The sequence below is a fragment of the Alteromonas sp. ABH4_457 genome (assembly GCF_056160625.1).
This window is the reverse complement of record NZ_JBSWXN010000004.1, coordinates 304,613-328,347: the sequence shown is the minus strand read 5'-3', so window position 1 is coordinate 328,347 and position 23,735 is coordinate 304,613. Positions and strand designations below refer to the sequence as shown.

At 44.2% G+C, this 23,735-nt stretch carries 21 protein-coding genes; 8 read left to right on the top strand and 13 right to left on the bottom strand.

Annotated elements, in window-relative coordinates:
* Window positions 1–232: 232 nt before the first annotated feature.
* Window positions 233–853 (top strand): hypothetical protein, encoded by a 621-nt coding sequence (locus tag ACXAGR_RS11475; protein ID WP_474850326.1) that lies wholly within the window; start codon window positions 233–235, stop codon window positions 851–853.
* Window positions 854–1,351: 498 nt separating this feature from the next.
* Here the strand turns inward: ACXAGR_RS11475 and ACXAGR_RS11470 are convergent, their stop codons facing one another.
* The 3 genes from ACXAGR_RS11470 to ACXAGR_RS11460 all read right to left on the bottom strand — a co-directional run bounded on the left by ACXAGR_RS11470 (window position 1,352) and on the right by ACXAGR_RS11460 (window position 5,836).
* Window positions 1,352–2,704: a hypothetical protein gene (locus tag ACXAGR_RS11470; protein WP_474850324.1), complete on the bottom strand. Its 1,353-nt coding sequence runs from the start codon at window positions 2,702–2,704 to the stop codon at window positions 1,352–1,354.
* 649 nt (window positions 2,705–3,353) lie between these two features.
* A complete protein-coding gene (locus ACXAGR_RS11465; protein WP_474850322.1) occupies window positions 3,354–5,282 on the bottom strand; it encodes a S41 family peptidase in 1,929 nt (642 codons plus the stop codon).
* Window positions 5,282–5,836 carry a hypothetical protein gene (locus tag ACXAGR_RS11460; RefSeq protein ID WP_474850320.1) on the bottom strand — a complete coding sequence of 185 codons (555 nt, stop codon included), beginning with the start codon at window positions 5,834–5,836 and terminating at the stop codon, window positions 5,282–5,284. The genes ACXAGR_RS11465 and ACXAGR_RS11460 overlap by 1 nt, the downstream gene beginning before the upstream one ends.
* A 280-nt stretch (window positions 5,837–6,116) precedes the next feature.
* Between ACXAGR_RS11460 and ACXAGR_RS11455 the strand changes: the two genes are divergently transcribed.
* The 3 genes from ACXAGR_RS11455 to ACXAGR_RS11445 all read left to right on the top strand — a co-directional run bounded on the left by ACXAGR_RS11455 (window position 6,117) and on the right by ACXAGR_RS11445 (window position 9,205).
* Window positions 6,117–7,472 (top strand): hypothetical protein, encoded by a 1,356-nt coding sequence (locus ACXAGR_RS11455; protein WP_474850318.1) that lies wholly within the window; start codon window positions 6,117–6,119, stop codon window positions 7,470–7,472.
* A gap of 73 nt (window positions 7,473–7,545) precedes the next feature.
* The gene (locus ACXAGR_RS11450; protein ID WP_474850316.1) at window positions 7,546–8,301 is read left to right on the top strand and encodes a DNA/RNA non-specific endonuclease; all 756 of its coding nucleotides are present in this window, start codon (window positions 7,546–7,548) and stop codon (window positions 8,299–8,301) included.
* A 94-nt stretch (window positions 8,302–8,395) separates the two neighbouring features.
* Window positions 8,396–9,205 (top strand): hypothetical protein, encoded by an 810-nt coding sequence (locus ACXAGR_RS11445; RefSeq protein WP_474850314.1) that lies wholly within the window; start codon window positions 8,396–8,398, stop codon window positions 9,203–9,205.
* Window positions 9,206–9,238: 33 nt separating this feature from the next.
* Here ACXAGR_RS11445 and ACXAGR_RS11440 read toward each other — a convergent pair whose 3' ends face one another.
* A complete protein-coding gene (locus tag ACXAGR_RS11440; RefSeq protein ID WP_474850312.1) occupies window positions 9,239–9,946 on the bottom strand; it encodes a hypothetical protein in 708 nt (235 codons plus the stop codon).
* 196 nt (window positions 9,947–10,142) lie between these two features.
* Between ACXAGR_RS11440 and ACXAGR_RS11435 the strand changes: the two genes are divergently transcribed.
* Window positions 10,143–11,150: a hypothetical protein gene (locus ACXAGR_RS11435; protein WP_474850310.1), complete on the top strand. Its 1,008-nt coding sequence runs from the start codon at window positions 10,143–10,145 to the stop codon at window positions 11,148–11,150.
* Between the two features lie 109 nt (window positions 11,151–11,259).
* Here ACXAGR_RS11435 and ACXAGR_RS11430 read toward each other — a convergent pair whose 3' ends face one another.
* Together ACXAGR_RS11430 and ACXAGR_RS11425 are read right to left on the bottom strand one after the other, a co-directional pair.
* On the bottom strand, window positions 11,260–12,015 hold the full coding sequence (locus tag ACXAGR_RS11430) for a hypothetical protein (protein ID WP_474850308.1): 756 nt from the start codon (window positions 12,013–12,015) through the stop codon (window positions 11,260–11,262).
* Complete coding sequence (locus tag ACXAGR_RS11425; RefSeq protein WP_474850306.1) at window positions 12,012–12,164, bottom strand: hypothetical protein; 153 nt, start codon at window positions 12,162–12,164, stop codon at window positions 12,012–12,014. Before ACXAGR_RS11425 ends, ACXAGR_RS11430 begins: the two co-directional genes overlap by 4 nt.
* A gap of 123 nt (window positions 12,165–12,287) precedes the next feature.
* Here ACXAGR_RS11425 and ACXAGR_RS11420 point away from each other — a divergent pair, with 123 nt between their 5' ends.
* Window positions 12,288–13,094, top strand: a complete 807-nt coding sequence (locus ACXAGR_RS11420) for a hypothetical protein (RefSeq protein WP_474850304.1) — start codon at window positions 12,288–12,290, stop codon at window positions 13,092–13,094.
* Between the two features lie 33 nt (window positions 13,095–13,127).
* Here ACXAGR_RS11420 and ACXAGR_RS11415 read toward each other — a convergent pair whose 3' ends face one another.
* The 4 genes from ACXAGR_RS11415 to ACXAGR_RS11400 form a co-directional block, all read right to left on the bottom strand.
* Window positions 13,128–14,012: a hypothetical protein gene (locus ACXAGR_RS11415; protein WP_474850302.1), complete on the bottom strand. Its 885-nt coding sequence runs from the start codon at window positions 14,010–14,012 to the stop codon at window positions 13,128–13,130.
* 91 nt (window positions 14,013–14,103) lie between these two features.
* Window positions 14,104–14,460 carry a hypothetical protein gene (locus ACXAGR_RS11410; protein WP_474850300.1) on the bottom strand — a complete coding sequence of 119 codons (357 nt, stop codon included), beginning with the start codon at window positions 14,458–14,460 and terminating at the stop codon, window positions 14,104–14,106.
* 15 nt (window positions 14,461–14,475) lie between these two features.
* Window positions 14,476–17,130, bottom strand: a complete 2,655-nt coding sequence (polA, locus tag ACXAGR_RS11405) for a DNA polymerase I (protein ID WP_474850298.1) — start codon at window positions 17,128–17,130, stop codon at window positions 14,476–14,478.
* 58 nt (window positions 17,131–17,188) lie between these two features.
* Complete coding sequence (locus ACXAGR_RS11400) at window positions 17,189–17,902, bottom strand: hypothetical protein (protein ID WP_474850296.1); 714 nt, start codon at window positions 17,900–17,902, stop codon at window positions 17,189–17,191.
* A 136-nt stretch (window positions 17,903–18,038) separates the two neighbouring features.
* Between ACXAGR_RS11400 and ACXAGR_RS11395 the strand changes: the two genes are divergently transcribed.
* Window positions 18,039–19,298 (top strand): hypothetical protein, encoded by a 1,260-nt coding sequence (locus tag ACXAGR_RS11395; protein ID WP_474850294.1) that lies wholly within the window; start codon window positions 18,039–18,041, stop codon window positions 19,296–19,298.
* A 12-nt stretch (window positions 19,299–19,310) separates the two neighbouring features.
* Here ACXAGR_RS11395 and ACXAGR_RS11390 read toward each other — a convergent pair whose 3' ends face one another.
* From ACXAGR_RS11390 to ACXAGR_RS11380, 3 genes are all read right to left on the bottom strand, one after another.
* A complete protein-coding gene (locus ACXAGR_RS11390) occupies window positions 19,311–19,685 on the bottom strand; it encodes a hypothetical protein (protein WP_474850292.1) in 375 nt (124 codons plus the stop codon).
* Between the two features lie 83 nt (window positions 19,686–19,768).
* Window positions 19,769–21,112 carry a methyl-accepting chemotaxis protein gene (locus ACXAGR_RS11385; RefSeq protein WP_474850290.1) on the bottom strand — a complete coding sequence of 448 codons (1,344 nt, stop codon included), beginning with the start codon at window positions 21,110–21,112 and terminating at the stop codon, window positions 19,769–19,771.
* Window positions 21,113–21,264: 152 nt separating this feature from the next.
* A complete protein-coding gene (locus ACXAGR_RS11380; RefSeq protein WP_474850288.1) occupies window positions 21,265–23,253 on the bottom strand; it encodes an RNB domain-containing ribonuclease in 1,989 nt (662 codons plus the stop codon).
* 192 nt (window positions 23,254–23,445) lie between these two features.
* Here ACXAGR_RS11380 and ACXAGR_RS11375 point away from each other — a divergent pair, with 192 nt between their 5' ends.
* The gene (locus ACXAGR_RS11375; RefSeq protein ID WP_474850286.1) at window positions 23,446–23,712 is read left to right on the top strand and encodes a hypothetical protein; all 267 of its coding nucleotides are present in this window, start codon (window positions 23,446–23,448) and stop codon (window positions 23,710–23,712) included.
* The last annotated feature ends 23 nt before the right edge of the window (window positions 23,713–23,735 follow it).

Sequence of the window (23,735 nt, the reverse complement as noted above, 5' to 3'; positions counted from 1 at the left end):
TAAAAAAAAGCTGCTTTATTTGACCACAGATCGCAATATTTGTATACTTATCACGTTTTCTGGGTTTATACACCCTTTTTTGTGGATTCACACCCGCAAAGAGTACGAAAAACACTAACAGAATTTTTTGAAAACGTTCGCTTTAATGCGCCGCATCAACTAATCTGAAAGAATGTTCAGGTACTCTCACAGTACGGATACTAACAACAACAATAAAATAAAGAACATAGCCATGTTGAAAATGCTATGCACCTCTAAGCTAAAGAAGGCTTACTACAAAATGGAAATTGACGAAAAGGTACAAAAGCTCGCGACTATCATTGAAAACCACTTTCACTGTCGCGACATGAATCACGACTTTCTGGTGGCCATTGCAGATATACTGGAAGATATTGCATACGATCAAGAAAGCCAAACTTGGATTGAATTCAATGTTATCAAGGAACTGAAGCACTGGATTGACATCTATGAGTACGACAGCCTGTCGCACTGGCACAGCTTCGCACCTCATGTTCCCATCATCACAATTGGAAGAACGGAAGCTGAAAGCTACAGCAGAATTGCGATAATTGAAGCAATTAAGAGCATGATGCTACTGGCAGCCAGCAAGATCCACCCTATTTTCCATCGTCTGATGATAAAGCAGGTTGACTCACTGATCCCGTCGCGTCTTGTCAATGCAACAAAGCTGGATAACCTTTATGAGTTTAGCGCTTTAATAGAGAATACCGTCAAAGTGCAAGCTGAGTCTGTACTTAAACAGAAAGGGTTCTCAAGCTGGGATGAATGGGAATCCTCTCTAAAACGCGAGCACAGCAAAGAAACCAAAACCCCGTTCCTTCGTGCCGTCTAAATACCTGACGGAATAAAGACAATAAGCCACCCTTAAGTTATCTGTAGTAACTTAAATGGTGGCTTTTTTGCGTCCTGACCCCTATCCTGTCAACCTAATACTCAAACTTTACGTTAAGCATACCCAATCTGCTGAACAAGGCTTTGCCGGTCTTTTCCTTTAAAGAAGAGCATAAAGCCAGCGTCATAGACCTACCGAATCGCGGCAATCTTCGGATGCTTACATTAAATCTCACACTCTCGCGGGCGGAATCAACCTGCCCCATATTACCACCTTAAAAAGCCCATCTAAGAAGGTAAAGTATTTCCAATATCGTTACTTAATGCCGGTGCGGGCCTTTCATTAAGTTACGTGACTGCTTAGGTGAAGTCGAAATTATATTGACTGTTGCCACACCATACTCCCCAGCAAACCTTGTCTTGATATAGATGACAGATTGATTGCCCCAGATAACAAAAAGGCTGCCCAACAGGCAGCCTTTTTTTGAAAACAGGAGCTTTATCCGCGAGGTGTCTGAATATGATAAAGCGTTGTTGGCAAAGAAGAGTTAAAAAGTGCATCCAGACAGCTAGGGATCTGTGCGTCAACATCATCAAAGCTTGCATCGTCTTCGTGAATATCATTTTTGACGATTTGCGTTTCTACTTCAAAGCCAATAATTTCCGGCTCATAAGTATCGAGTATGGTGTCCACTGTCAAACCACCATTTATTGAAAAGTGACGTACAGACAGGTTTTCGTCAGTATCAATCTCAGTCTCACCAGAAGCAGTCTTTTCATCAGCAAGAATAACGCTAATGCCGGAGAGTGCATAGTCATACGGATTATTTTTTGCATCATTACAGTATTCTTTAGGGGCTTCCAGCATCATTCTCACTGCATCCAGCACTGTATGCGACAACCTTGCAAAATCCTTATCAGACAGATTACGCAATGCATGCGTATTTGCAATTTCTGAAATTTTCAATGCCACACACCGTGCGGGATATTGATAATTAGCAAAAAAGTGCTTTTGAATGAGGCTCGGATCGAAATCCTGATACACAGAACTGTCAGCGGTAATTTCTGCATTTTTCTGCAACAGAGTCAGTGCATTTACCCACTCTTGCGAGTGCAGCATCGCATCCTGTTGCAAAACAGAAAGTGTAGGTTGTGGAGCACGTAAATCAAGCTTCGCAAACGGTGAGCAGCTCATCCATTCAGCATCAATATTCATTACCGACTTATTGTCGATAAAAAGTTGAATAGCAACATCACGAACATCGGTAATTTGTGTACGTCCCACGGGTGCGCCGTATTCAGTTGTCTTTGAGTTACTAAATGCAACCTGTTTTGGCACATACTTATGCATCAGTTGCACTTCAATACGGGCCTCGCCAATCTGAGCGTCATTAAGGATGTCTGTGAGATCAAAGTGCTCCGCCAGCTCGGAATAGACTAATGTTCGTGAGTCCATGTGCTCATCAAAGTCAGCCAGAAACTCATCTAACCCGACAAGATGAAGATTTGGTTCGAAATGCGTTCTGATATCTCGGCTCAGACCTATGTATTCTTCAAACAAGTCAACCAGCATCTCACCATCAGGATTTTTGCGCAAACTATGCTGAGGAGACACATCTCCACTCAACAATTCGTCCAGCTCCGATGATGAAAAATCTCCGGCAAAAACTTCAGAATTCACCTGACAAAATGCCTTTAGATTAGCCTTCTTATCAATGCCAATGGCAAAAGAGAATGCCTCTTTTATGTGATGATACTGTCCCGACAGGCTGGCAAGACTTTTTGAAGCCTGCTTCAGCGAACTTAACAGAAACTGACGCTCGATTATTGTATTTCGTAGTACGTGAGTCACTGACCAAACCTCCAAATTTTCCATCTTTATTGTAGTGCGGAAAGGACAATGACTCCTTCCATTCGATACCCTTATTATAAGGGCTTAATCGCGCATGTCCATTTATCGTCCGAGTTTTACATAAGGCAGTCGCTGTTAAGTTTTTAGTTAATGTATTTAGTAAAAAACTTAACCATAGATCGAAAATTAGACTAATTTATGTGTTTTTGAGCATCATTTGAGCATAACGCGCATTATTTGATCTATGTTATCTTCAGTAGCAGCTTAATAAAATAGCCAAGTTGTATCGAGACATATATTAGCGTATAAAAAATCATACACATAAAACACCTCAAATCAAGTGAAGAGGTCAAACATTCATCCTGACTGACTGCTAATAATACAGTAATAAAGATCAATATCAATTGCTAATTACCCAAACCGAGAACAGAATAAAAAGTTTAAGCTTATGTATTAATTGATAATTTATATATACGTAAGACGCTTTTTACTATTTTTGACAGGAGCGTCTATACCGGCAAATAGTCCGGAAAGTTAAGTATAACGGATCACTCCCTTGCAACGAATGGAAACGGAGCAGAATATGACAGCAAATCAGACCATGTTTACGCCATTTGCAAAAAAACTAATTATTAGTAGAGCGTTTATATTAGCGACCAAGATAACTGGCTAGTGACAGCAATGCTAAATCCATCTCAATATCAAAAGCTTGTTGCGCGTCCTCAAGGCTATCAACACCATTGACCGGTGTCTTATTTTGAATAGCTCTGATATGATTTGCCCATACTAACACCGCCTGCCTCTGCCTGCTCATAAAACGCCCCCAGTCTTCTAAGTCCATCATACTGTTAAAGCACTCTTTCTTTACTTTACTTAAATAAAAATTGTAAGTCGGATTGGTCTTTGCGTATCCATCGATAATGCCAACAAGCGGATTCTTCGTATGATCTTGAGCAAAGTAAGCTGATGAACCGGAGAACTGCAAGGCGTTAGCAAATTGCGCCTCGCGGGAGCCAAAATCTGCCGTCATGACGTCGGGTATCATACCTACCCCCTGTAGAGCACGCCCTTTGGCACTCAAGAACTCAGCAACTGTGACCTTCACGCCGCCAACGACATCAGCCAGCTCATCAGGCATTTTAAATTCTGGTTGAGACAAGTCTATATAACGCTGAACACTTCCTTTTCCATAGGTCTTTTCACCCATCACTACTGCACGCTGCCGGTCTTGAAAGGTCGCTGCAACAAGTTCGGCAGCTGATGCCGAAGAGGCACTGACCAATAAAATCAGCGGCATCGACAAGCTTTCAGGCATATTGTCAGGAAAACTCTCTTCCGTTTTCGATGTGCGCAATCTTAACACCTCTCCGCCATCAAGAAAGGTGCTCATAAAACTGATAGCTTCTCCCAGATTTCCGCCAGTATTATTTCTCAAATCAATAATCATTGCTTCAGCGCCGGTGAATTCCGGATCTTTAAGAAGCTTCTCTGTTAACCCCTGATAAAATGAATCAAACCGCAGCACAGGCAATGGTGTGTTTAAATCAGAATCAAACAAACTACGATAGTGACTAAGCGTATAACCGTCATCATTACTTTCAATGATTTGCTTCTGCAAGGGCACACTCCAACGACGCCCCTCTCTTTCGATCTCAAAGGTAATCACCCCTGACTCCAGAGCCAGTTGCGAAATCAGGGCAGAAAACTCGGACGATGCAACCCCGTCAAGATCTATCACAGCCTCACTTTCGTCGCGAACAGATAGAATGCGGTCACCAGCACTGAGGCCGCCAATTTGCGCGGGAGATGATGCAGCCACCTTCACAATAAACGGAAAAGTCCCGTCAAAATCAAGACTGATACCAAACCCGTACTCTAATCCAGCATCCCCTGCCATTGCTTGCTTAGCTTCATCAGCAGCAAAGTACCTAGAGTGAGGATCGTAAGACAGGAAAATCGTATCCAGCAACAGGGTTCGCAAATAGGATTCTGAAAGGGGGGTGTTTAAGTTCAGCAAATAATCTTTATACCATGTGCTCACCGCTTTTTGGCTTTCCTGAAATGCCAAACCATCTCTAACCATTCTTGCGCCAATCTGTGCCTTAACATAGTTATGTCGATAAACGTCCTCCGCTAACGACGATGCTCCCACGGGCATCGGTGGCATCCTGATTCGAAAAGGAGTTAAAAAATCATCAGCAATAATTGCCTCCGCCTGTTGCTCATATTCTTTAACTCCTTCTCCAACAGCATTTCTGACCGCATCAAAAACAGAAACCATAACTGAAAAATCACCAACCCTGACTGCTTCAGAAAGCTTAGAGGCATAAACCGCATCCAGCCTCTGGCGCTGACCGGAAGAAACAAATCGCTTCTCGCTATCTAAATACACGATAAGCTCTTGAATATACTGTTCAGCATGAGCTTCAGTAAAATCAGACCGAGAGTAATGCCCCAATGCGAGAATCCGAGCAGACAACTCCATCAATTTGTTTTCAAGCTGATATTCAGGGGCAGACAGCACTGAGGGTGAAAATAACGCACCGACCAGTGCCAAAGTCGTCAAAAGTTTAAGCATTATTTACTGCTCTGCACTTCCTCTGCTTGCTCAATCAACACCTGATTGTCATCGGCACTCTTAAGCGCAGCACTGCGAGCAAAATCATCACGGGCCTTACGCTTCTCTGCTGGCTCTACCGCCTCTGCGTAGTGAGGATCTGCTAATTTTGATGCTAAAAATGCCTCATTAACAATTTTATATTGAATTGAATTTTTAGAGCCTGACTTGAGGTATTCAAGCAAAATGACATCATCTGTCACCGCGACACTGCGGATAAAATCCCCAACCGCAAGACAGTCTTTTTCATGCCTGTTCCTGAAAATCCGGGCAACGTTAAGGTTTGCCATCCAAAGCAAAAACAAACCAAACCCACCCAGAAACACACACACCGGATACCCTGCAACCTGAGGCATGGGAATTGTTGACAGAGAATGACCAGCAGCCACAAAACCCACTAAAATCAATGATGAAACGACCACTGATTGCAATGCCGCAAAAAACAGCGCCATAACTGAAAGACGTGCAGAACTTACCGTCAAACGTAATGACGGCATAGACGATTTTTTAAACATAATATATACTCCTTATAAGTGGATAAAAGATAATGAATTACCTGAGGAATGTCAACGCAACAGTTATTTCATAAAGTATTAAAAGTTGATCGCTCAACAGCAAAAGGAAATTCTAAAAAAAAGCGTTTTAATTTTGATGTAAATTTTCCGTCGAGTATAATCACACTATTCGTTACAACTGCGATTCACAACAATAAGTATAAAAGCGAGTGCATGGCACGTTTCATGAATACAGCATACCCACAACAGAATTAGACGATGCCAGAGCGAGAATAGAAATATGAGTAGTATGCCAACACACATTGCAGATAAGGATATCGCAACAATGTCATCACTAGCGAATCTCTGGCTATCCGACGCCAGACAAACATACACTTCTATGGTGGATAATTTCTTTGCTCACAACGAACTTTGCTCTTCGGAGCCGTTTACCTGTCTCTTTACGCCAACAATTGATGATCCAGATGTACGCATCAAAATAGAAATCTGTCAGCACACATCTCACTCTGAATGCCTTTTTGAAAGCACACTTGAAAGCAAAAACAGTGACGAAATAGAAAAAATCATAATCGAATTTGTTGATTATTTGACGCAATATGCAGAGGGTTCTGATCATGTGCAGCTAGCAATGGTACTCCCCGACCCTATCGCTGATAAAGAGCGTAATTTTACATCTGAACTACTCCGCACACTGCATTGGCAACGCATACTACTACGAAGCGCTGAACTTTTTAAGAAAATCAATATTCATAATACCCATAAGTTTGGAGGTATGATTGTACTGCTTCCGGAAGGTAAGGTGATTGAACTGTCACGCGCCATTGATCTGGTCAATAATCACACCACGCTACTGCTCTCTCGGTATTATGACACCTTTAAAAAGCGAAACCTCTCAGGCTTTTTGAAATCTTCAGAGAGATCACCTTCCGAAAAGGCACTTGCCCTGCGTTTTTTCGTGCATAGCAATGAATTTCTTGACTACCTTGAGGACAAAGAGAGAAATCAGGTTATCAGTCTACTTATGGACAACAACTTGCAAGCCCTGCTGAAAAATAAATACCGGTTATTCCAAAAAGTACTTACCAATCACAACCTGACAGCGATTTTTCCGAATTACGCTTCCGGCGATGCTGCCAAAATTGATCCCTTTAGTTTCGGCGACATTATGCTGGTGGCAGATAAGCATGTACTGCAATGGGCGGCTACTATAGAGACGACCGAAGAGCTGGTAGACAATACGCTGGAGCAAATTTCAGGCTTTAATCTGAATGATGAAACCATCAGGGTCTTGGCACAATTTTACCAGAATTCTGACAACACACTTAAGTCCATGATTAATCAGAAAGTCATCTCTCACTTCAGCAATGAAAGCCATGTGCCTGTATGGCAGAGTCTGACAGAGCAACCATTTCCTGCAATTGCACTAGACTGTGCATTAGCTGACTCATCGGGCATCCGCTCATTCGGAAGAGGCATTCTCTTTACGCAGTCACTCGATGATTGCGTGCCTTATATAACAAATAAAGATCACGTTGAAGTACTGTGCTTCCTAAAGCAAAGTACACCATTTGAAATCATGAGTCATGAAAATCTCTCAGAAGCAGGAAGAATAGCCACGATGGAATCAATCACATAAAACAGGGTTTTGCTTTACAAGGACAGAATCCGTGGATAAAATACCCACTTAATCTATAAGTAGGTATTTTTATATGCAGAATCTGTTCAAAACCGCTTTAATAGCAGCCTTTCTATCCCTGTCTGCACATGCTGGCGCGGAAAATTTCCCCATCCATTATAACGGCTTTGATGTCGTACTTGACTGTCAGGAAAAATTGCCTATTTATGCAGGTCATCATATTGGCAAGGACATGGGCAACTTCCCTCGGCGTGACAGCTTTAGCCTTGACAAAGACGTACCTAAAAGCTGCCAGCAAACCTCTGCCGACAGTTACAAAATGCCTTACAAGATTAACCATCAGACCAACAGAAAAATCAGCTTTGACCGAGGCCATCTCGTGGCTGCAAACCAGCTCGATAACAACGAAGAGTCTATTTATCAATCTAATTACATGACCAATATTGTCCCTATGACCAGCACGGTTAACCGGAAAGGCGGAGCGTGGTACGCAACTGAAAGCCTGACCGAGTGTACACGAGACAATAAGGACTTTACCGTCCACATGGGCATTATCATTGGAACAGACGCCAGCAATGATTACTTTGTCCGCTCTCATGGCGTAAAAACCCCTGACTACCTCTGGAAGGTGCTTTACGACGGAGCGAACGTGATCAGCTGGATTATTCCTAATACAGATTCTGCTTTTGATGACAATCTTGACGGTTATCGTGTCAGCGTGAGTGAGATCGAGAAAAGAGCAGGAATTACTTTACCACTCCCCGCACACATTAAACCCCTAGCCAAACAGTCCGAATGGCCAATGCCAGAATATTGTGATTTCAGATAGCAAAAAAGCCGCTTTAAGCGGCTTTTTTCATTGTTGCAAAACCCATAGAAAATGGTACTCTATCGCCTGTTTTATTTAATAGGCGGTATATATAATGGAGCAAGCTATTCGATGTACTGCTCTGAAAGCAATTCAAAGCGGGACACCGCTTGTTGACGTACTCAAGAGTATTTTTAAGGGTTATGTAAATACCAAGTTTGCCTTTAACCCCAGTCATGTTCTTCGCGATATTGCACCGCTTATTGAACTCAATCAGGCGCTTAACATTGCCTTTACCGGAGAAAAGGCCGTATCGGTTGAGCCTTTGGTACAAACCACGCTGCCTGCCTTCAAAACCCTCCCTATCGGCTACTACGATTTGTCAATTGAGAGTAATCACATCCTGTCCTTCCGCGAGTTCGGGCTAATGTGGCTACGCCTTAGCGCAAGCGGCACAAGTGATGTCACCGGACTGATTGAAACAAACACCCCCTTTTCAAGGTTTGTTAAGCATGTACTTATAAGTATGCTCATGCACAACAAGGAGTCACTATGGAGAAGCAATATTACCAATAGACTACAACACATCTGCGGCAGCGCTGACAGTGGATATTGCCCCGAGCAGATCAGTCTTTTGCGGCAGCATGCATCAATGAGCACTGATAATACACCTGACTGCCTGAAGCGGTGTTGGCATCTGGCATGCGCAAAAGTGGGAAGCGATGAAGCAATGCTCAAATTAATAGGTGATCTGGCTTATTGGGAAACCGCAGAATCACCACTCGATTTGATAATGAATTTTGAGAATGACGAAACTATCGGAACGTTTATGGCCGCCCGATTCTTAGTCTCACCTTATGATGACATCGTGCGATGTAGAAGCACAAGGATCAGAGGAATAATCCTCCAAGCTATCGCTTCTTAAAAAAGGCTCCTTCGTATAGGAGCCTTTTATCTTTTATCGACCTAAAACGTGGTCGTTTTCAATTTCCGGTTTGGGAAGCTTGGAAAGGCTCACAGGAACAGGCCCGGTTGAAGTGCTGATTTCGCTGAGAACACTCTCTGCAACACGGTTCTTATCCATGCTGGCCAGCATCCAATCAGCGTCCACCGCTTCATAATCTTTATACGAGCTATCAAGTGTCTGGGCTGGATCAGACAACATCTGATTGCGTAAAAAGCGCTCCAGATGTGGCATAGCTCGGCGATCTTCAAGTCCCAATTGTAAATGACCTAATCCAGTGTCAGGATCGGACACAAATTCAATATCCACAATTGTGACTGAGTTATTAACTCCGTTGGTGATAGTTAACTGCCCCTGCTCACCCTCCATATACAAATCCAAACTCACTCCTGCCTCCTGCATCATCGTCTGGTTGCGCAGCTGCACTGACCAATCATGAGGGCTGTGCATATCAATTTTAGGCGGCTCACTGAACTTACTCTCATAGTTCTTCACGGCATTATACATATCCGTAGCCTGTCGCATATGCGCAGCTTCAATTGCCATCGTACCCTGACTGTTGGCATGTGCAGCATAATCATCATACGCATCAAAGTTTGATGCACGCTCTACAAATCCGCGAACAACCTTACTTAATTTCGTCTCCATAGCCTTGAACGTTTCAAACTTCTTTTCACGATCTTCAACCAATGCATTACTCATAATAAAATACCTAATAAAATACCGATTCATGCCAATTATACCACCTTTTAATTCCAGCAAAAATCTTTTTCCCTTTTCAATGAAGTAATTATTAACACTTGATAACTTCAATACCGAGGATTAGTGACAGGGAGATACATTGAAAATAATATTGATCCGTATATGATGGGCCAACAACAATGCAGGAGACCAATATATGACGGAAACGTTTGAAACGATATCATCCATACAAGAGGGGATCGAGCTGGTAGGTTCCAACAACAAATATGTGCCTTACCAACTAAAAGTCTTTTTGAAGCACAAAGCAGATATGGATTTCAAACAGAAGAAACCTGTTTATGTTCCAACAGACAAGCACGGAAAAGAAAACCTTAATCTAGCCAAAAAAATTTATAATAAATTTTTACGAAAATGCTACCCCGACACTTGGCACTTGTTAGGTGTTAAACGGCTCGATAAATTTGCCAAAGGCGAGTCCTTTGAGAACTCACCAACAGGTTATCATTACGTAAACCACTCCCCCACCGTACTTAAGGACGACGGAAGCACAAAACGCCACCCTTATTTTGAAGCCAAAGTCTACAACCCAATTACCGCAGCAACCAGCTCCATCGGAAGAATTTACTATAACAAACCATATTGTGGTGAATCCATGGAAACCGCATTCTACAAAGCGTGCATCCTTGTCGACGGCTACTTTGGTAATCCGGAAAAATCTTTCTCTGAGTATCTTTCTTATCTTAAAAAGAACATAACAATAAAACCCAGTCCCGAGCAAGCTGAAGAAGAAAGAAAGCGCAGTTTGGAATATCGCGAACTATATTTGCATAGAAATACAGGAAGAGAGGAAAAGACAAAGGATATACTCTCAGCACGAGGAGTTAAAACAAGTAACGAGGGAAGACCAGCTGCACGAAAATCACTCTTTGATAAATTAAAAAAAGAGGATTACCAAGCCCTCCCCTGTGGATATCCGTACATTTATTCAGTATCAACCAATAGCAATGACCCTGATGATACTATCCGATTGATGGCGTCTCCAAAAAAAGGAAAGCCTTTATCGAGAAATGCTACACCGGACAATTATAAAATAGTGTGGTCTGAACTGGCCGCAGAAGTAGATAAAAAAATGGAAAGACCTATAAGAACGATTACTGAATATCAGAGCATGACGCCTAGTTTCGACAGCCTGAGAAAAAGATAAAAATCTTAAGAAAGTGCCTTCTACGGTATTTAATTACTCAGGATGTTTTGCCAGTCCAGAATAGGCTGGCAAAACATCGTGAATTCACCATTTAGCTATACATTCCTGATTAACGCAGGCTGAGATCTTGATCCGGCCCCTGCGGCTTAACAACGGGCTGTGTACCTTTGCACTCGGTAATTACCGATACAGGCAAGATACCGGTTTTCATCAGCAACCCCTTGTCCTCAAGATCCCGCGTAGTATATCCTGTTGAGCATACTAACCCCACTGCGTCCGACTTTACAAAGGCTGTCTCTTTCAGCAGCGCATTAAGCTGAGGAGCTGATCTTGCTGCCTTAGGCATGAGTCGCAAGTGAACGATTTCAACTTCAACCTTTCTACCTTCAGCATCTTCAGCCATCTCAGGGGAATAATTAACGGAGAACGCCAACTTTCGTGATTCAAAGAGCTTTACCGCACCAGCAGGCGCGATTTCAATATACCCATACTCTGTGTTTTGCATGTGCAATTCGACTGACAGACCATGATCTCTTTTAAACTGGTGCAGTGCGATGGATTCAAGCACTTCATCCTTTGAATTACCCTGAAGAATAACGTTTCTCGCCCCTGTTGCACTTAATGCAATCACTGCATCAACGATACGCATCAATTTATTTGCATCTCTCCCCTCGTACACCAGTCTTGAGGGATTCTCTGCCATCATCGAATCATAGACAGAGAACGTCGGGTACTTAGCCAAAAATTCGGATTGATAGCCCACAACATCTCGCTCTAACGAGGCCTCCAGTTTTCTTCTCGCTTCAAATCCCGCCAAGCGACTCTCTCCGCTTGCATATGAGGGCACCACGAATTTTATACTCATGACTGACGCCCCCGCTTATCGCCATTCTTAACTGCCTTTTTTGGGGCAGCATCGATTCCTTTTGCACTCAATTCGGAGGATTGATTACCAACAAATACTTTTTCGTCCGGAGCAGGCTGATACCACCCCTTGTCTTTTAACTTAGCCATAGAATACTCCTCATAATAGACCATCTAAATTCTACCATTTTCACCATTAAAGGCAAACCAATCCTCTATTGACAAATAGCCTTCTTTATGTTCTAATGAGAAAAAATTTATCAACAACAATTTATGTCATTAGAAGAGTTAAAAAAACTACCTGTAGCCAGCGACCTATGGTTAAGCGCACTCAAGAAAAATCTGTCCGAGGTAACGCAGGAAGATATTGAAGATCTCCCGAAGCAGATTGAAGGAATAATAAACACAAACACATTATCCAATAATGACACAGCTATTGTGTCTCACCTTGTTGCTGCGGCGGTTGCAGGTCATACCTCATCCTTTGAGACTATTCTGGAAAAGCATACACTTGACGACCCCAATGAGAGCAAGCGGGCCGTTAGTACAATAGGAAGACTAACCCGAAAGACGGGGGTTAGAGTTTCAGAACTCACCGCACAACTTGTAGACAAATATCCCGAGTCCCTGAAAACGTTCCTCGGGGAAGATGTCTTCTCCCTTGATTCGCTATTGCAGGCTGTCGCAACAGGGAAAGAGACCAGTAACAGGGAATTTCTGTATCTTAAAGATCTGGAAGTTTTAGCGGCAACCATTTCGGATGCGGCCTTTCCGCTCAAAGCAACACCCGTAAAAGACATCACAAAGGTATTTCATGACAACGACAGAAGTCAGATTAATTTCTTACTGGGACGACCTACTGACAGAATGTATGAGTTAGAGCTTCTCCTTTATTTGCTCTGCCTCAAAACACAATCAAGTCTAAGCTTGACTGATATAATGACTTTACTAACGGACACAGAGTTTGATCGCACCGAATATGCAAAAGCGATACTTGTTGCATATCAGACGACTCCCTACGAACTGATGACACATGTTGAGAACACCAGTCTCAGCGAGCAATTATTCAAATTAATCTAAAAAGGCCGGTTAAACCGGCCTTTGTATTCTTTGCTATCCTATAGCGAATTCCGTGTCTCTTTTGCTTCGCTCTGGCGTTGCGTCTTTCATTTCAAATTTCTGTGCAAACTGCTTTATGACACCCATGTACTCTTTTCTGATCTCAAGAGCCAAAGCAGCAATATGACCATAACCACTCTCTACAAGAGATGTAACGTACCCTTCACCATTAGGGTGCTGCTCCCAGTCATTGCAGATATAGTTACCCGACACCCTGACACGTTGAATTTCAGCATTTTCAAAAGGAAGCTGCTCTACGGCCTTTAACAGACTGGACGTAAAATCTGAATCAGTCATCGCAAACGGCAGGCCATCCTCATCACGAAAGTTCACCGCTCTGATGGCATACTCATCCACCTTGGTAAACTCTACACCTTTAGCATGCTCAGCAAACACACCCTGAATAATCACCAATGCCTCTGCATCCAGCACCTCATCAAACTCAATTTGAAGACCAAAGCTTAGCTTTGCATTCTCCGGAGTGTTAGGCTCAGCCTTCATGTACGGCACCGCATCCTGCTCGAATGCTAATCCCACTGCCATACAGTAAGCATCGACCGCTTTATTGTCCGCCCAGTTCTGTTCCGCAAAAGACCCCGCCATGGAAAAAATACTATTCGGACTGAGATTCCCCTCAAACGTCCCTGCTCCGATTTTCACCTTCTGTTCATAGTCAGGGTTGATAGCAAGAGCAATTCTGTCCAATCCGGACTCATCAGCCAGCAGAGCGCACGACTCAAGAGTAAACTGCAACTTAGTGGCATAATCTGCCTGATGAATATCAGGAAGTAATCCACCTGTCACGGATGGTACAGCCTCACACGTTGCCAGTTGCGGCTCTTGATTTGTATAGTCGGAAACCGATCTTACTTTTTTCATAATAAAATACACTTATCAATTAATACCTCGTATATTTTATCACAATTTTGCTGACATTAAAAAGGCCTCTTAATCTGAGACCTTTACATATTTACACAGAATACCGACTTTCCGGCCACGAAAGGTCTCGCACGATTAGCCTCCTGAAAGGAAACCCCACCAGCATAAAAAATGTTTTGTGAAACACATAATACTGCGTGTCAGGCGTGCGTATGGCCGCAACCCACATCATAACTGCCGAGACCCCTACCGGTAACGTCAGAGCTGCATAGGCTACTGAGATGAAATCATTAGGCGCAAAATAGTACGTAGTTGCCACTGCCAGCCAGACGAGACCATATACCCAGAAAATACGGGTAAATACGTGCTTATTTAAGTGAATCCACCGCCGAGTACCTAGCTCTGCATAACGCAGGTTCTGATCTTCATTCTGATAGTAAAACAACATACATCACCTTTATCGCTATTTTGCCTCTGCCCAGTTGCAACCATGCGCTACTGAAACCTTAAGAGGAACACGCAGAGATACCGCCGACTCCATCACCGCTTTGATTTTTGATGCGATAACATCCACCTGCTCCGTTTTTACATAAAAAACCAGTTCGTCGTGTACCTGCATAACCATTTGCGCATTATCACCCAGAATTCCGGCTTCCGGCGCAGCAAGACGTACCATCGCTTCATTAACGATATCCGCTGCCGTACCTTGCATAGGGGCGTTAATAGCAGCACGCTCTGCTCCCATACGCTGCATCGGATTGGAAGAAACAACATTCGGCGTAGGGATCAGCCTGCCTGTGGCGGTCTGCACATGACGATGCTCTTTCGCAAAGCGGATAACGCCATCCTGATACGGCTTAATTTCAGGGTTACCCTCAAAGAACTGAGCCAGATAACCTTCTGCCACTTTCTTACTAACCCCTAAATCTCTTGCCAGCCCTTTTGCGCTGATGCCGTAGATCAGACCGAAATTAATTGCCTTAGCGCTTCGACGCATATCCTCAGTTACTTCGTTCTGAGATACGCCAAATACTTCTGAAGCGGTAACGGCATGCAGATCCATATCCTGCTTATAAGCATCGATCATCATCTTGCTGCCTGTCAGATGAGCCAGAATGCGCAGCTCAATCTGCGAGTAATCAGCAGTAACGACACTGTAGCCTTCAGGCGGCTCAAATGCCGCCCTTACACGCCGCCCTTCCTCCGACCTGACAGGGACGGCCTGAAGATTCGGATCTTCAACACTAAGACGACCTGTTCCCGCCGCTCCCTGATTCAGTGTTGCGCGACAAACCCCATCCTCACCCGTAGCATTCAGCAAACCCACCACGCTGGTGGATTGCAGCTTCAGCAATTTACGGTGATTAAGGATATCCGCAACAATGGAATGTTCTTCCGCCAAAGCCATCAGCTCTTTTTCAGCAGTGCTGCGCTTTTTGCTCTTAGGCTCAATACCCATTACATCATAAAGCAGGTGAGCGACTTGCGCCGCGCTGTTGACGTTTAGACCATTAATTCCGCTATCAGCGGGCAACTTGGCCAGCATCGTTTTCTCGCTGGCATCAATCCTGTCATTCAGCTCTTCATTGAACCGTGACAGAAGCGAAGTATTAACCCGCATACCGATTGATTGCATGGTCGCCAGAACTACCATAAGAGCCAGCTGCTGATTGTATCCGCCATGTCCCTTTAATGTTTCACGATTCTCTGGCGTCAGGCGATTAATCACACTCAGTGCCAGCGACTTCTCTTCCGCCACCACCTGATGAATTTGCATTAACGAGAGCTTATTCCACTTTGCTTTCTTGTCTGACAATTTAAACTCTGCCCGCAACGGACTCAGCTCATAATTACCAAACTCCGCATTCATGGCCTCAATAGTCGCCCCCTTACTGGAGCCGCCAATGACGCTGTTGTACAACACAGAAAGGTCGTCACAGCGAAGTACTGGATATTGTGGCAGCGCCTGAGTACCAATCATCTTGGTCACTACCCCTTTTAACTTAGCACCAATCAATTTGGGGAAGTTATGCGCTTCATAACGATTACGCAGTACCTTTGCAATGTCAGACAGTGCAACAACCCAGCTTTTCTCTGTGTTATTGATACTGACAGCAATATACTCGGGATATTCCGGCACTTCCGAGACTATTAAGGTCTGCGCCGATATCTGAGACAACTTCTTTGCAAGGATGGTGACAGAAGAGGGAGTTTCACAAAAAACAACTTCTGTCTGAATAGAATCCGCATTGGGGTTCACCACCCCATTTGCCCGTTTAAAGGCCTCAAGGCCGTATTCAGAGGCAAGTGCAAATAATGCCGCCTCATCGCGGCATGCTGTGATATTGATGCAATCAAACTCAAAGTCGACATCGGTCTTTAAGGTAATCAGCTGCTGATTCATTGGCAGGAAGGATAATGCATCTCGCAGATACTCACCCCGTTTACCTTTGATGTTATCTGCATCATCAATCAGAGCAGCAAGTGAACCATACTGCGCCAGCCATTTGGCCGCTGTATCGTCACCAACTTTGTAAACACCCTGAATGCCATCAGCGGCATCGCCTTTCAGTGATAACCAGTCAACAATCTGTTCCGGCTGGACTTTGTATCTTTCAACCACCCCTTCTCTGCCAAAAGGCGTGCCCTTATCTGTCTCTTTTGTATTCAGGATGCGAATCGAGTCGTTGGCCAGCAGTTGCGCCATGTCTTTATCAGAAGTACACACAACAGCTTCATATCCGGCTTCGACAGCCTTGATTGCAAGCGTTCCCATTGTATCATCCGCCTCAACACCTGCTTCGCAGACAATAGGCAGACCCCAAGCAGTCAGGATATCTTTCAGCGGCTGAAACTGCTGAGCCAAATCTGGTGGCGTAGGTGGGCGATTGCTCTTGTAGTCTGGTGAAATTTCATGACGAAAATTTTTTCCTTTATGATCGAAGCAGACCACCAGCTTATCCGGTGAGAAGCGGCGGAAGATGTTCGACAACATACTCAACACACCAGAAATAGCACCAGTTGGATGACCATCGCGATTCGTTAATGGTGGTAGTCCGTGATATGCACGGTAAATAAAACTGTTGCCGTCAACAATATAAAAAGAGGGTTTGCTCATAAATAAAATTCACCTTATAAATTCATGAGCCAATAATAACACAAAAAAAGAACTGCGTCTACTTAACAACAACCTTTCTCGTTTTTACCTTCAGCTCACCCATGCCTTTTGAGTAAGTCTGAATAAAGGTCGCGCCTCTCACATCCCTGACACCATCACGGCCCACACCAAGTGAATCAGGTGAGATCTTTCGCCAGTGAGATGACACTTCCCACGTATTTTTCCAGTGAATAGTCCTGCCCTGCTTTGCCACCTGAGCCTCAGAGTAGGCACGATCCCTGACGTAGATCACATCGTTCGGTTTAAAGAACGCCTTCTGGCCACTACTGGTTTTAAACTTCGCCTTCCCTGCTGCATTAAATGTACCCAGATGGGATGATTGCAAGCGCCGCATATACTGGTAGGTCAAAGTGCGTAAAAAGTCATACATCTGTGCATCACGCCCTTGGTAAGACACCAGTTCATTACCTCGGTATACTGTTAATTCATTCTCGCTAACACGAAGTATATAGGGCTTACCCATCATCTCCTGCAAGGCCACGAATTCAAATTTATCGTAACTCAGTTCCCGACAGAAATAGCAGACAACATTCACCCCCATGGGAGAGGGGTCGTAAGTAATATATTTTCCGTCAACCTCAACACTAAATGCCTCAAAAGGACTTGCAGGCACCCCAGCATCATCAAAATTTACTTCAGAAATCGGTGCATCCAGAGGAGAAAACACATAAGGATGAAGATCCGAATAGTCATAATTATGTTGTCTCATCATCTCAAGAATCTTCACAGTCAAACCCTCATTGTTGTTATGAGCCAAGCTTAACCCAGACGCCGCGCAAAGTCAATTTAATTGACTTCAAAGCAAAAATGTGTTACTATAAGCAAATCAACTGAGAAGGATTATTGCCGTGAAAACCCTGCACATTCCCCATGCTAACATCAAGGAAGTAAAAAAAGTTATTTCCACCCTTATGAAACGGGCGGCTATCCTTGAAGTTACACCTCCTGAAATCCAGTTTACCGGTAGTGTCCGTTATGTGCAGGTATCGCCGCTTAAAATCCTGACTCTTCACGAATTAACTGTTGAAGGTGAAGCGCCAGTACTTGAGGATTGGAAGCTGGTCGCCAGAATAAACCATGCGAATGGTCTGGAGGATACGCCTAATCAAGTGCGTGTATTTGGCGAGGTAGCGAAAGCTCAGATTGAGGCGTTTAATGTTTTTGGTCGCAAAAGCCATTGCGATCACTGCGAAGCAAACAGAAAGCGTAAGACCACTTATGTATTGGAACATCGCGATATGGGCGAATGGGTGCAGGTGGGCAGCACCTGTATCAATGACTTCACACGTCAAAAGTCTCTGAAATACCTCGAAGCATTCGAACTTCTTATGGATAAGCTGGCCTATGCAGGTGGTGATACAGCCTATCAGGCCAGCCTTGAAAAGCCTGATTCATGTGCTATCGCGGTAAAGGACGTATTTACGGTCATTAGCGAATTACTCTCAAAGGGCCGGTTTATCAGTAAATCTCAGGCTTACTCCACCGGCGAGTGTGCTACTGCTGAAAAGGTAATGATGATCTTCAATGAAGAGGACGGACTTCCGGAGGCGCGTTATACAGCCCAGTCACTCCACCTGCCTCAATGTCGCCAACTTGTAACCAGCCCTGAAGCCGTCAAGAACGGTGAAGATCTGATGAAAAGATTTAAGGCGTTTTTCGATACTAAAGATACGCTCAGTGATTTTGATACAGGTATCGCCCGCATTCTCAGAAATGACTATATTAAATATGACAAATACATCTCAAGAGCAGGATACAGTGTAAGTATGCTCACTGCTGCGGTGGGGAAATTTGTCTTAGAAGAGGTTAGGGAGAATAGTGAACAGCTTCCTGCGTCAACATCCTACATTGGCCTCAAAGGTGACAGACTGGAGATGGAACTATCACTGATATCGGAGAAGTTTAGCTCTCACAACGAATTTGGGACAACCCAAATACTCACATTCCGCGACGCAGAAAACCGCGAAGCAGTGTGGTTTAACAGCGGCTCAGTTAAGACTGTCGATACTTACACGGCTTACAACGTTAAGGGCACTATCAAAAAACTGGATACATTTCGGGGCAACTGCCAGACTGTGTTATCCCGATGCATCATCAAGTCCACCTGATCAGGAGAATGCTTAACGCTTCACAGCGCGGGGCTTTCTTGCACTCAGGATCTTAGATACCTGCTCAGCCATCTCTCTTCCGTTACCATTCAGCTTAATGAATCGAGAACGGCCATCCTCCGGATTCTCCACGAATTCACAGAGATTCATTCCCCTATCAACACCCTGAGCATTCTGGTAAGCAGTTAGCAACAGGCAGTTCCTGCTTGCGGTACTTTGTGTCACTCCCACCCTTCTCTGGAGCGCTGAAATAGTGATACCCTGCGCTCCTGCCTCCCACACCTCCAGAAAGAAATTCACTGTCAGCAGCGTGCATTCCGGATGCACGGCACGAAAGACCTCACAAATCTTCCGGACAACAGAAATATGATACTTAGATACTGACATAACAAAACCCTGATAAAATACCGATACACAACCATCTTATCAGGGTTTTTCTGCAAAAGTGAAGCTTTTAATACCTCGTATATTTATGAGGCCTGCTTGAACTGCTGTTTCATCTGATTAATATCCTCGACAGCATCAACAACTGAATTGGCCGAGCATACCACGGTCTCAATTAAAGCTCTCGTATCAGCAGCAAGTGTGGATGTTCTTTCTATATGAGAAACCACATCGTTTATTGCCTCTTTCGCACCACTGGAAAGTGTCTGAACACGCTCAACCATGTCGCGTATCTCGCTGGTGGACTCAGACGTGCGCTGAGACAGTTTACGTACTTCATCAGCAACGACAGCAAACCCCCTCCCGTGATCCCCTGCTCTTGCTGCCTCAATTGCTGCATTAAGGGCCAGCAGATTAGTTTGTTCAGCAATACCATTGATAGCTTGCACAATGGCGGTTATCTTCTCGGAAAACTCATGCAGTTCGTTTGAATTGCTTTCAGCAGCATCCAGACTTGATGTCATCGCTTCCAGTTCCGTTATGGTTTCCTCAGTATTCTCAAGCCCCTTCTCGCATTCTCCACGGGTGCGGCTACTTTCCTCGTAAGCAAAACTTACCCGTTTGGACTCTTCCTCCTGCAACTTCACCTCGCGAGTAATGTCGGTTGCAATCTTTATTACACCCGTCACCACACCATCATCGTTAATAATGGGGTTGTATGAAGCCTGAAGCCAGACAACCTGACTCCCCCGTGTAATACGCTTAACACGATCAGAGTAAAACTGACCAGCGCGAAGCCCAGCCCACAGGGCACGGTAAGCTTCACTCTGAGAGATATCAAGCGGACACAGGTCTTTGTGATTCAGGTTCTTCAAAGCGCTGTCATCATACCCCATGACGGACTTGAAGTTGTCATTCGCACTGAGCACATTACCTTCCAGATCAAACTCAACCCGCGCCATAGATCTGTCCAATGCTTCAAGTACAGCCTTGTCTTTATCCTGCTGGGTTTTCGTTACCGTCATATCGATGGCAATCTTCACAAATCCGGCTACAACACCATCCTTTCTTACCTCCGCATAACTGACATGCAAATGCTTCGCTTCGCCATTTTTACCCACCCGCTTAACGTAACCGGTAAAGCTACCCCGTGCTTTTAAATTGCGCCAGAAATCATTGTATTCGGGTGACCGGACATACTGACTGTCGCAGATAACACCATGTTCACCTCCATGCGCCTGAAGATCATCAAAGTCTGAATAATTCAACATTGAAAGAAAAGAGTCTGAAGCAGAAAGAAACCGGCCATTCACATCAAATTCAGCAACGCCCACTGCACGGTGCATTGCGTCCTGATGAGCAGAAAGAGAGACATTATTAAGCGATAACGCAGACACCTGCGCTTGCAAAGACTTAGACTTGAAAAACATAGATTATCCTTATAGGGCGATATTGCTGTTGTGGGCAATTAAATTACTTCACCTATTATAAGAATGCGGGAGTTTTTGAAAATTAGACATTTGGCTAATTGAGGTATAGATCCCGACTTTTTCAATCCGAAACCTATACCTTTAAACCATCATTATTCGTCGGCAAGTATCTTTGATTCAACTATTGAAGCAGATATCGTCTGAGTATATACATCCAAATCCGTGATATTAACCCAGACACGCTGGCCAATAAGATACTCCTCCGAGCTGCCCACCCGCACCTTTTGATTAACAGTATCCACCTCTGCGTCTTTCGAAAGTGTTCGAAGCGGAATCGAAAATCCGATATCTGTCCCTTCAATAATCAGGCGCAATGCACGTTTTGTGATACCGGCAATAACCGCTTCACAGGTAGTGATATCAGTAAGGTAACGGACACCAAGCAGCTTGTTAAGCAGACGCTCGCCTTTTCGGGAGGAAGAAACCCGCTCCTGAATAATATCGAGGATATCGTCCATCTGGCCAAGATCTTCAGGAAATTGATGCTGCCCGTTGTCGATATGCTGCTTAATCATAAGATGATTAAACATATCTTGTGCCTTACGGATTGGGGATGTCCATGTTGCATAACTGGACAACCCCATCGGCGCATGTGCTTTTGGCTTCAGCGACAGTTTACCGCCCTCGTAAAAGGCCCGTAGCTCAGTAAAATGATAGTTTGCCAACGCAATTTCATACGCTGAGCTTGTATCCGTCAGTGACGCAATTTTTTCAGCAAAGAAGCGATGACTGCGTGTAAACAACTCACTCATTGACCAGTCATCCGACACCAGCAACCCTCTGGCAGTAACATATTCAATAATTTTCTCGCGTTTAGTCTCGTCGAAACCGGCATGAGTACTGTAAACGAGAGGCACATCATTGGCTTCTCCCCACCTTGCCAGTGCGATATTTGCTGCAATTGCGGCCTCTTCTACCATTGAGTGAGATCGCTTTCTGGTAACCTGACGCACGCCGACAGGCTCATTATTTTCCATGACAAAATTAAAGTCCGGCGAATTCACGCTGGGTAGATGATGCTCATGGCGATAAGCTCCCCTTTTAGCACTCATATCATCCAGCAAATTAAGTGATTCACACACCCCCGCATTGCTGTCAATTTCAGCCACAGGCGCATGCTCAAGATGACTCTGAACCTGCTCATAAGAGAGTTTTGCCCGTGAGCGTATCATAACACGGGAAAACACGATATCACCCAGAGCGCCTGTCTGCTTGCTGACAGGGATAATCCCACCAATAGCAGGTCGCGCCATAGGCAGTAATGAAAAGCAATGCTCAGAATAACTTGGCATCATGAGATGAATCACCTCGCCGTTGAGGTAATGAGTCACACCACGACTGATAAACAGATAGCGAAGCTCCGGCTGGCATTTGAATATCAACGTAGGATCGGCAATAGCAATATGAAGATACCAGTTATCGTCATCTTCAGAGACATACAGTGCGTCATCAAGATCTTTCGAAGACCATGCATCAATAGTAACAAAGGCTTTATCTGTCCAGTCAGTGTAATTGCTGACATCAGGAATGCTTTTAACTTCAATACCGGTAAGAGGGGCGTTGAGACTGAACTTTGATTTGGCAAACTCCCGCATAGTCTCCGGCTGTGACTCATGACCGATAACATCAATTACAGTACCTTTCAGATGGGGGATGCGGGCATCAAGCTCCTGCTTTACCTGTACATAGACAATATCGCCGTCATTCAGGTTTATATCCCCACTACGGCCAAGTCTGATAAGGGCGTCAAAATCACGATCCAGCGGAATGGCATTAGTAAACTCACTCCCGCCTTTTTTCACAAGTGATACGCGACAGTGGAATGTATCCCGACCACCCTCTGCTTTCTTAATCTCCTGAACTACCTGCCCCTTATCGTTTTCATCCACCAGTGCCGTGATCTTGCTGTCAGGCAGCATTCCTTTTAATAAAGGCTTAGGTATAAATATATCATCACCATCAGCATGATTTAAAAAACCAAACCCTCGGCTTGTGGTACGTAAATAACCCTCGATAACGGGTTTTTCAGCGTCAAACTGTGTCTTCAGTGCCATTAGCGCTTGGCTATCTTGGAAGCTCATAATCTACCTTATTGTTATATCCCTGTCAGGATTAAAATACACATTATATAAGGCAGCATTATATCGTCGGGATTTAAAAAAGGAAGTCTTTCATGCGCTTTTACACTTTGCCATAAGGCATGAAAAAATTGCCAAAAAAGCATTCTGGTGTTATAAAACCAACCCACCCTATGGGAAAATTAAGAGGTATATATGTTATTTTTTATCCTGTACATTATTTTCACACTTCTCGTTGTCGCTCATCTCACTCAGGTTCTTTTAAGCAAGCCGGATGAATGGATGTTGCTTCAATTATTTCCGGACATTTCACTGTACCATGCCCAACGCGGGGGAGTGCTGGCTGCATTAGGCTGCGCCTTGCCTGTGCTTTTTGGTGCATTCTTCTTCGGCCTGCTGCTGATAGCATTAATTTCAATATTCCACCTGAAAACCAAAAACCGCGTTCCTTTGGCACCATAACACTCAGATACTGCATTCCCAGC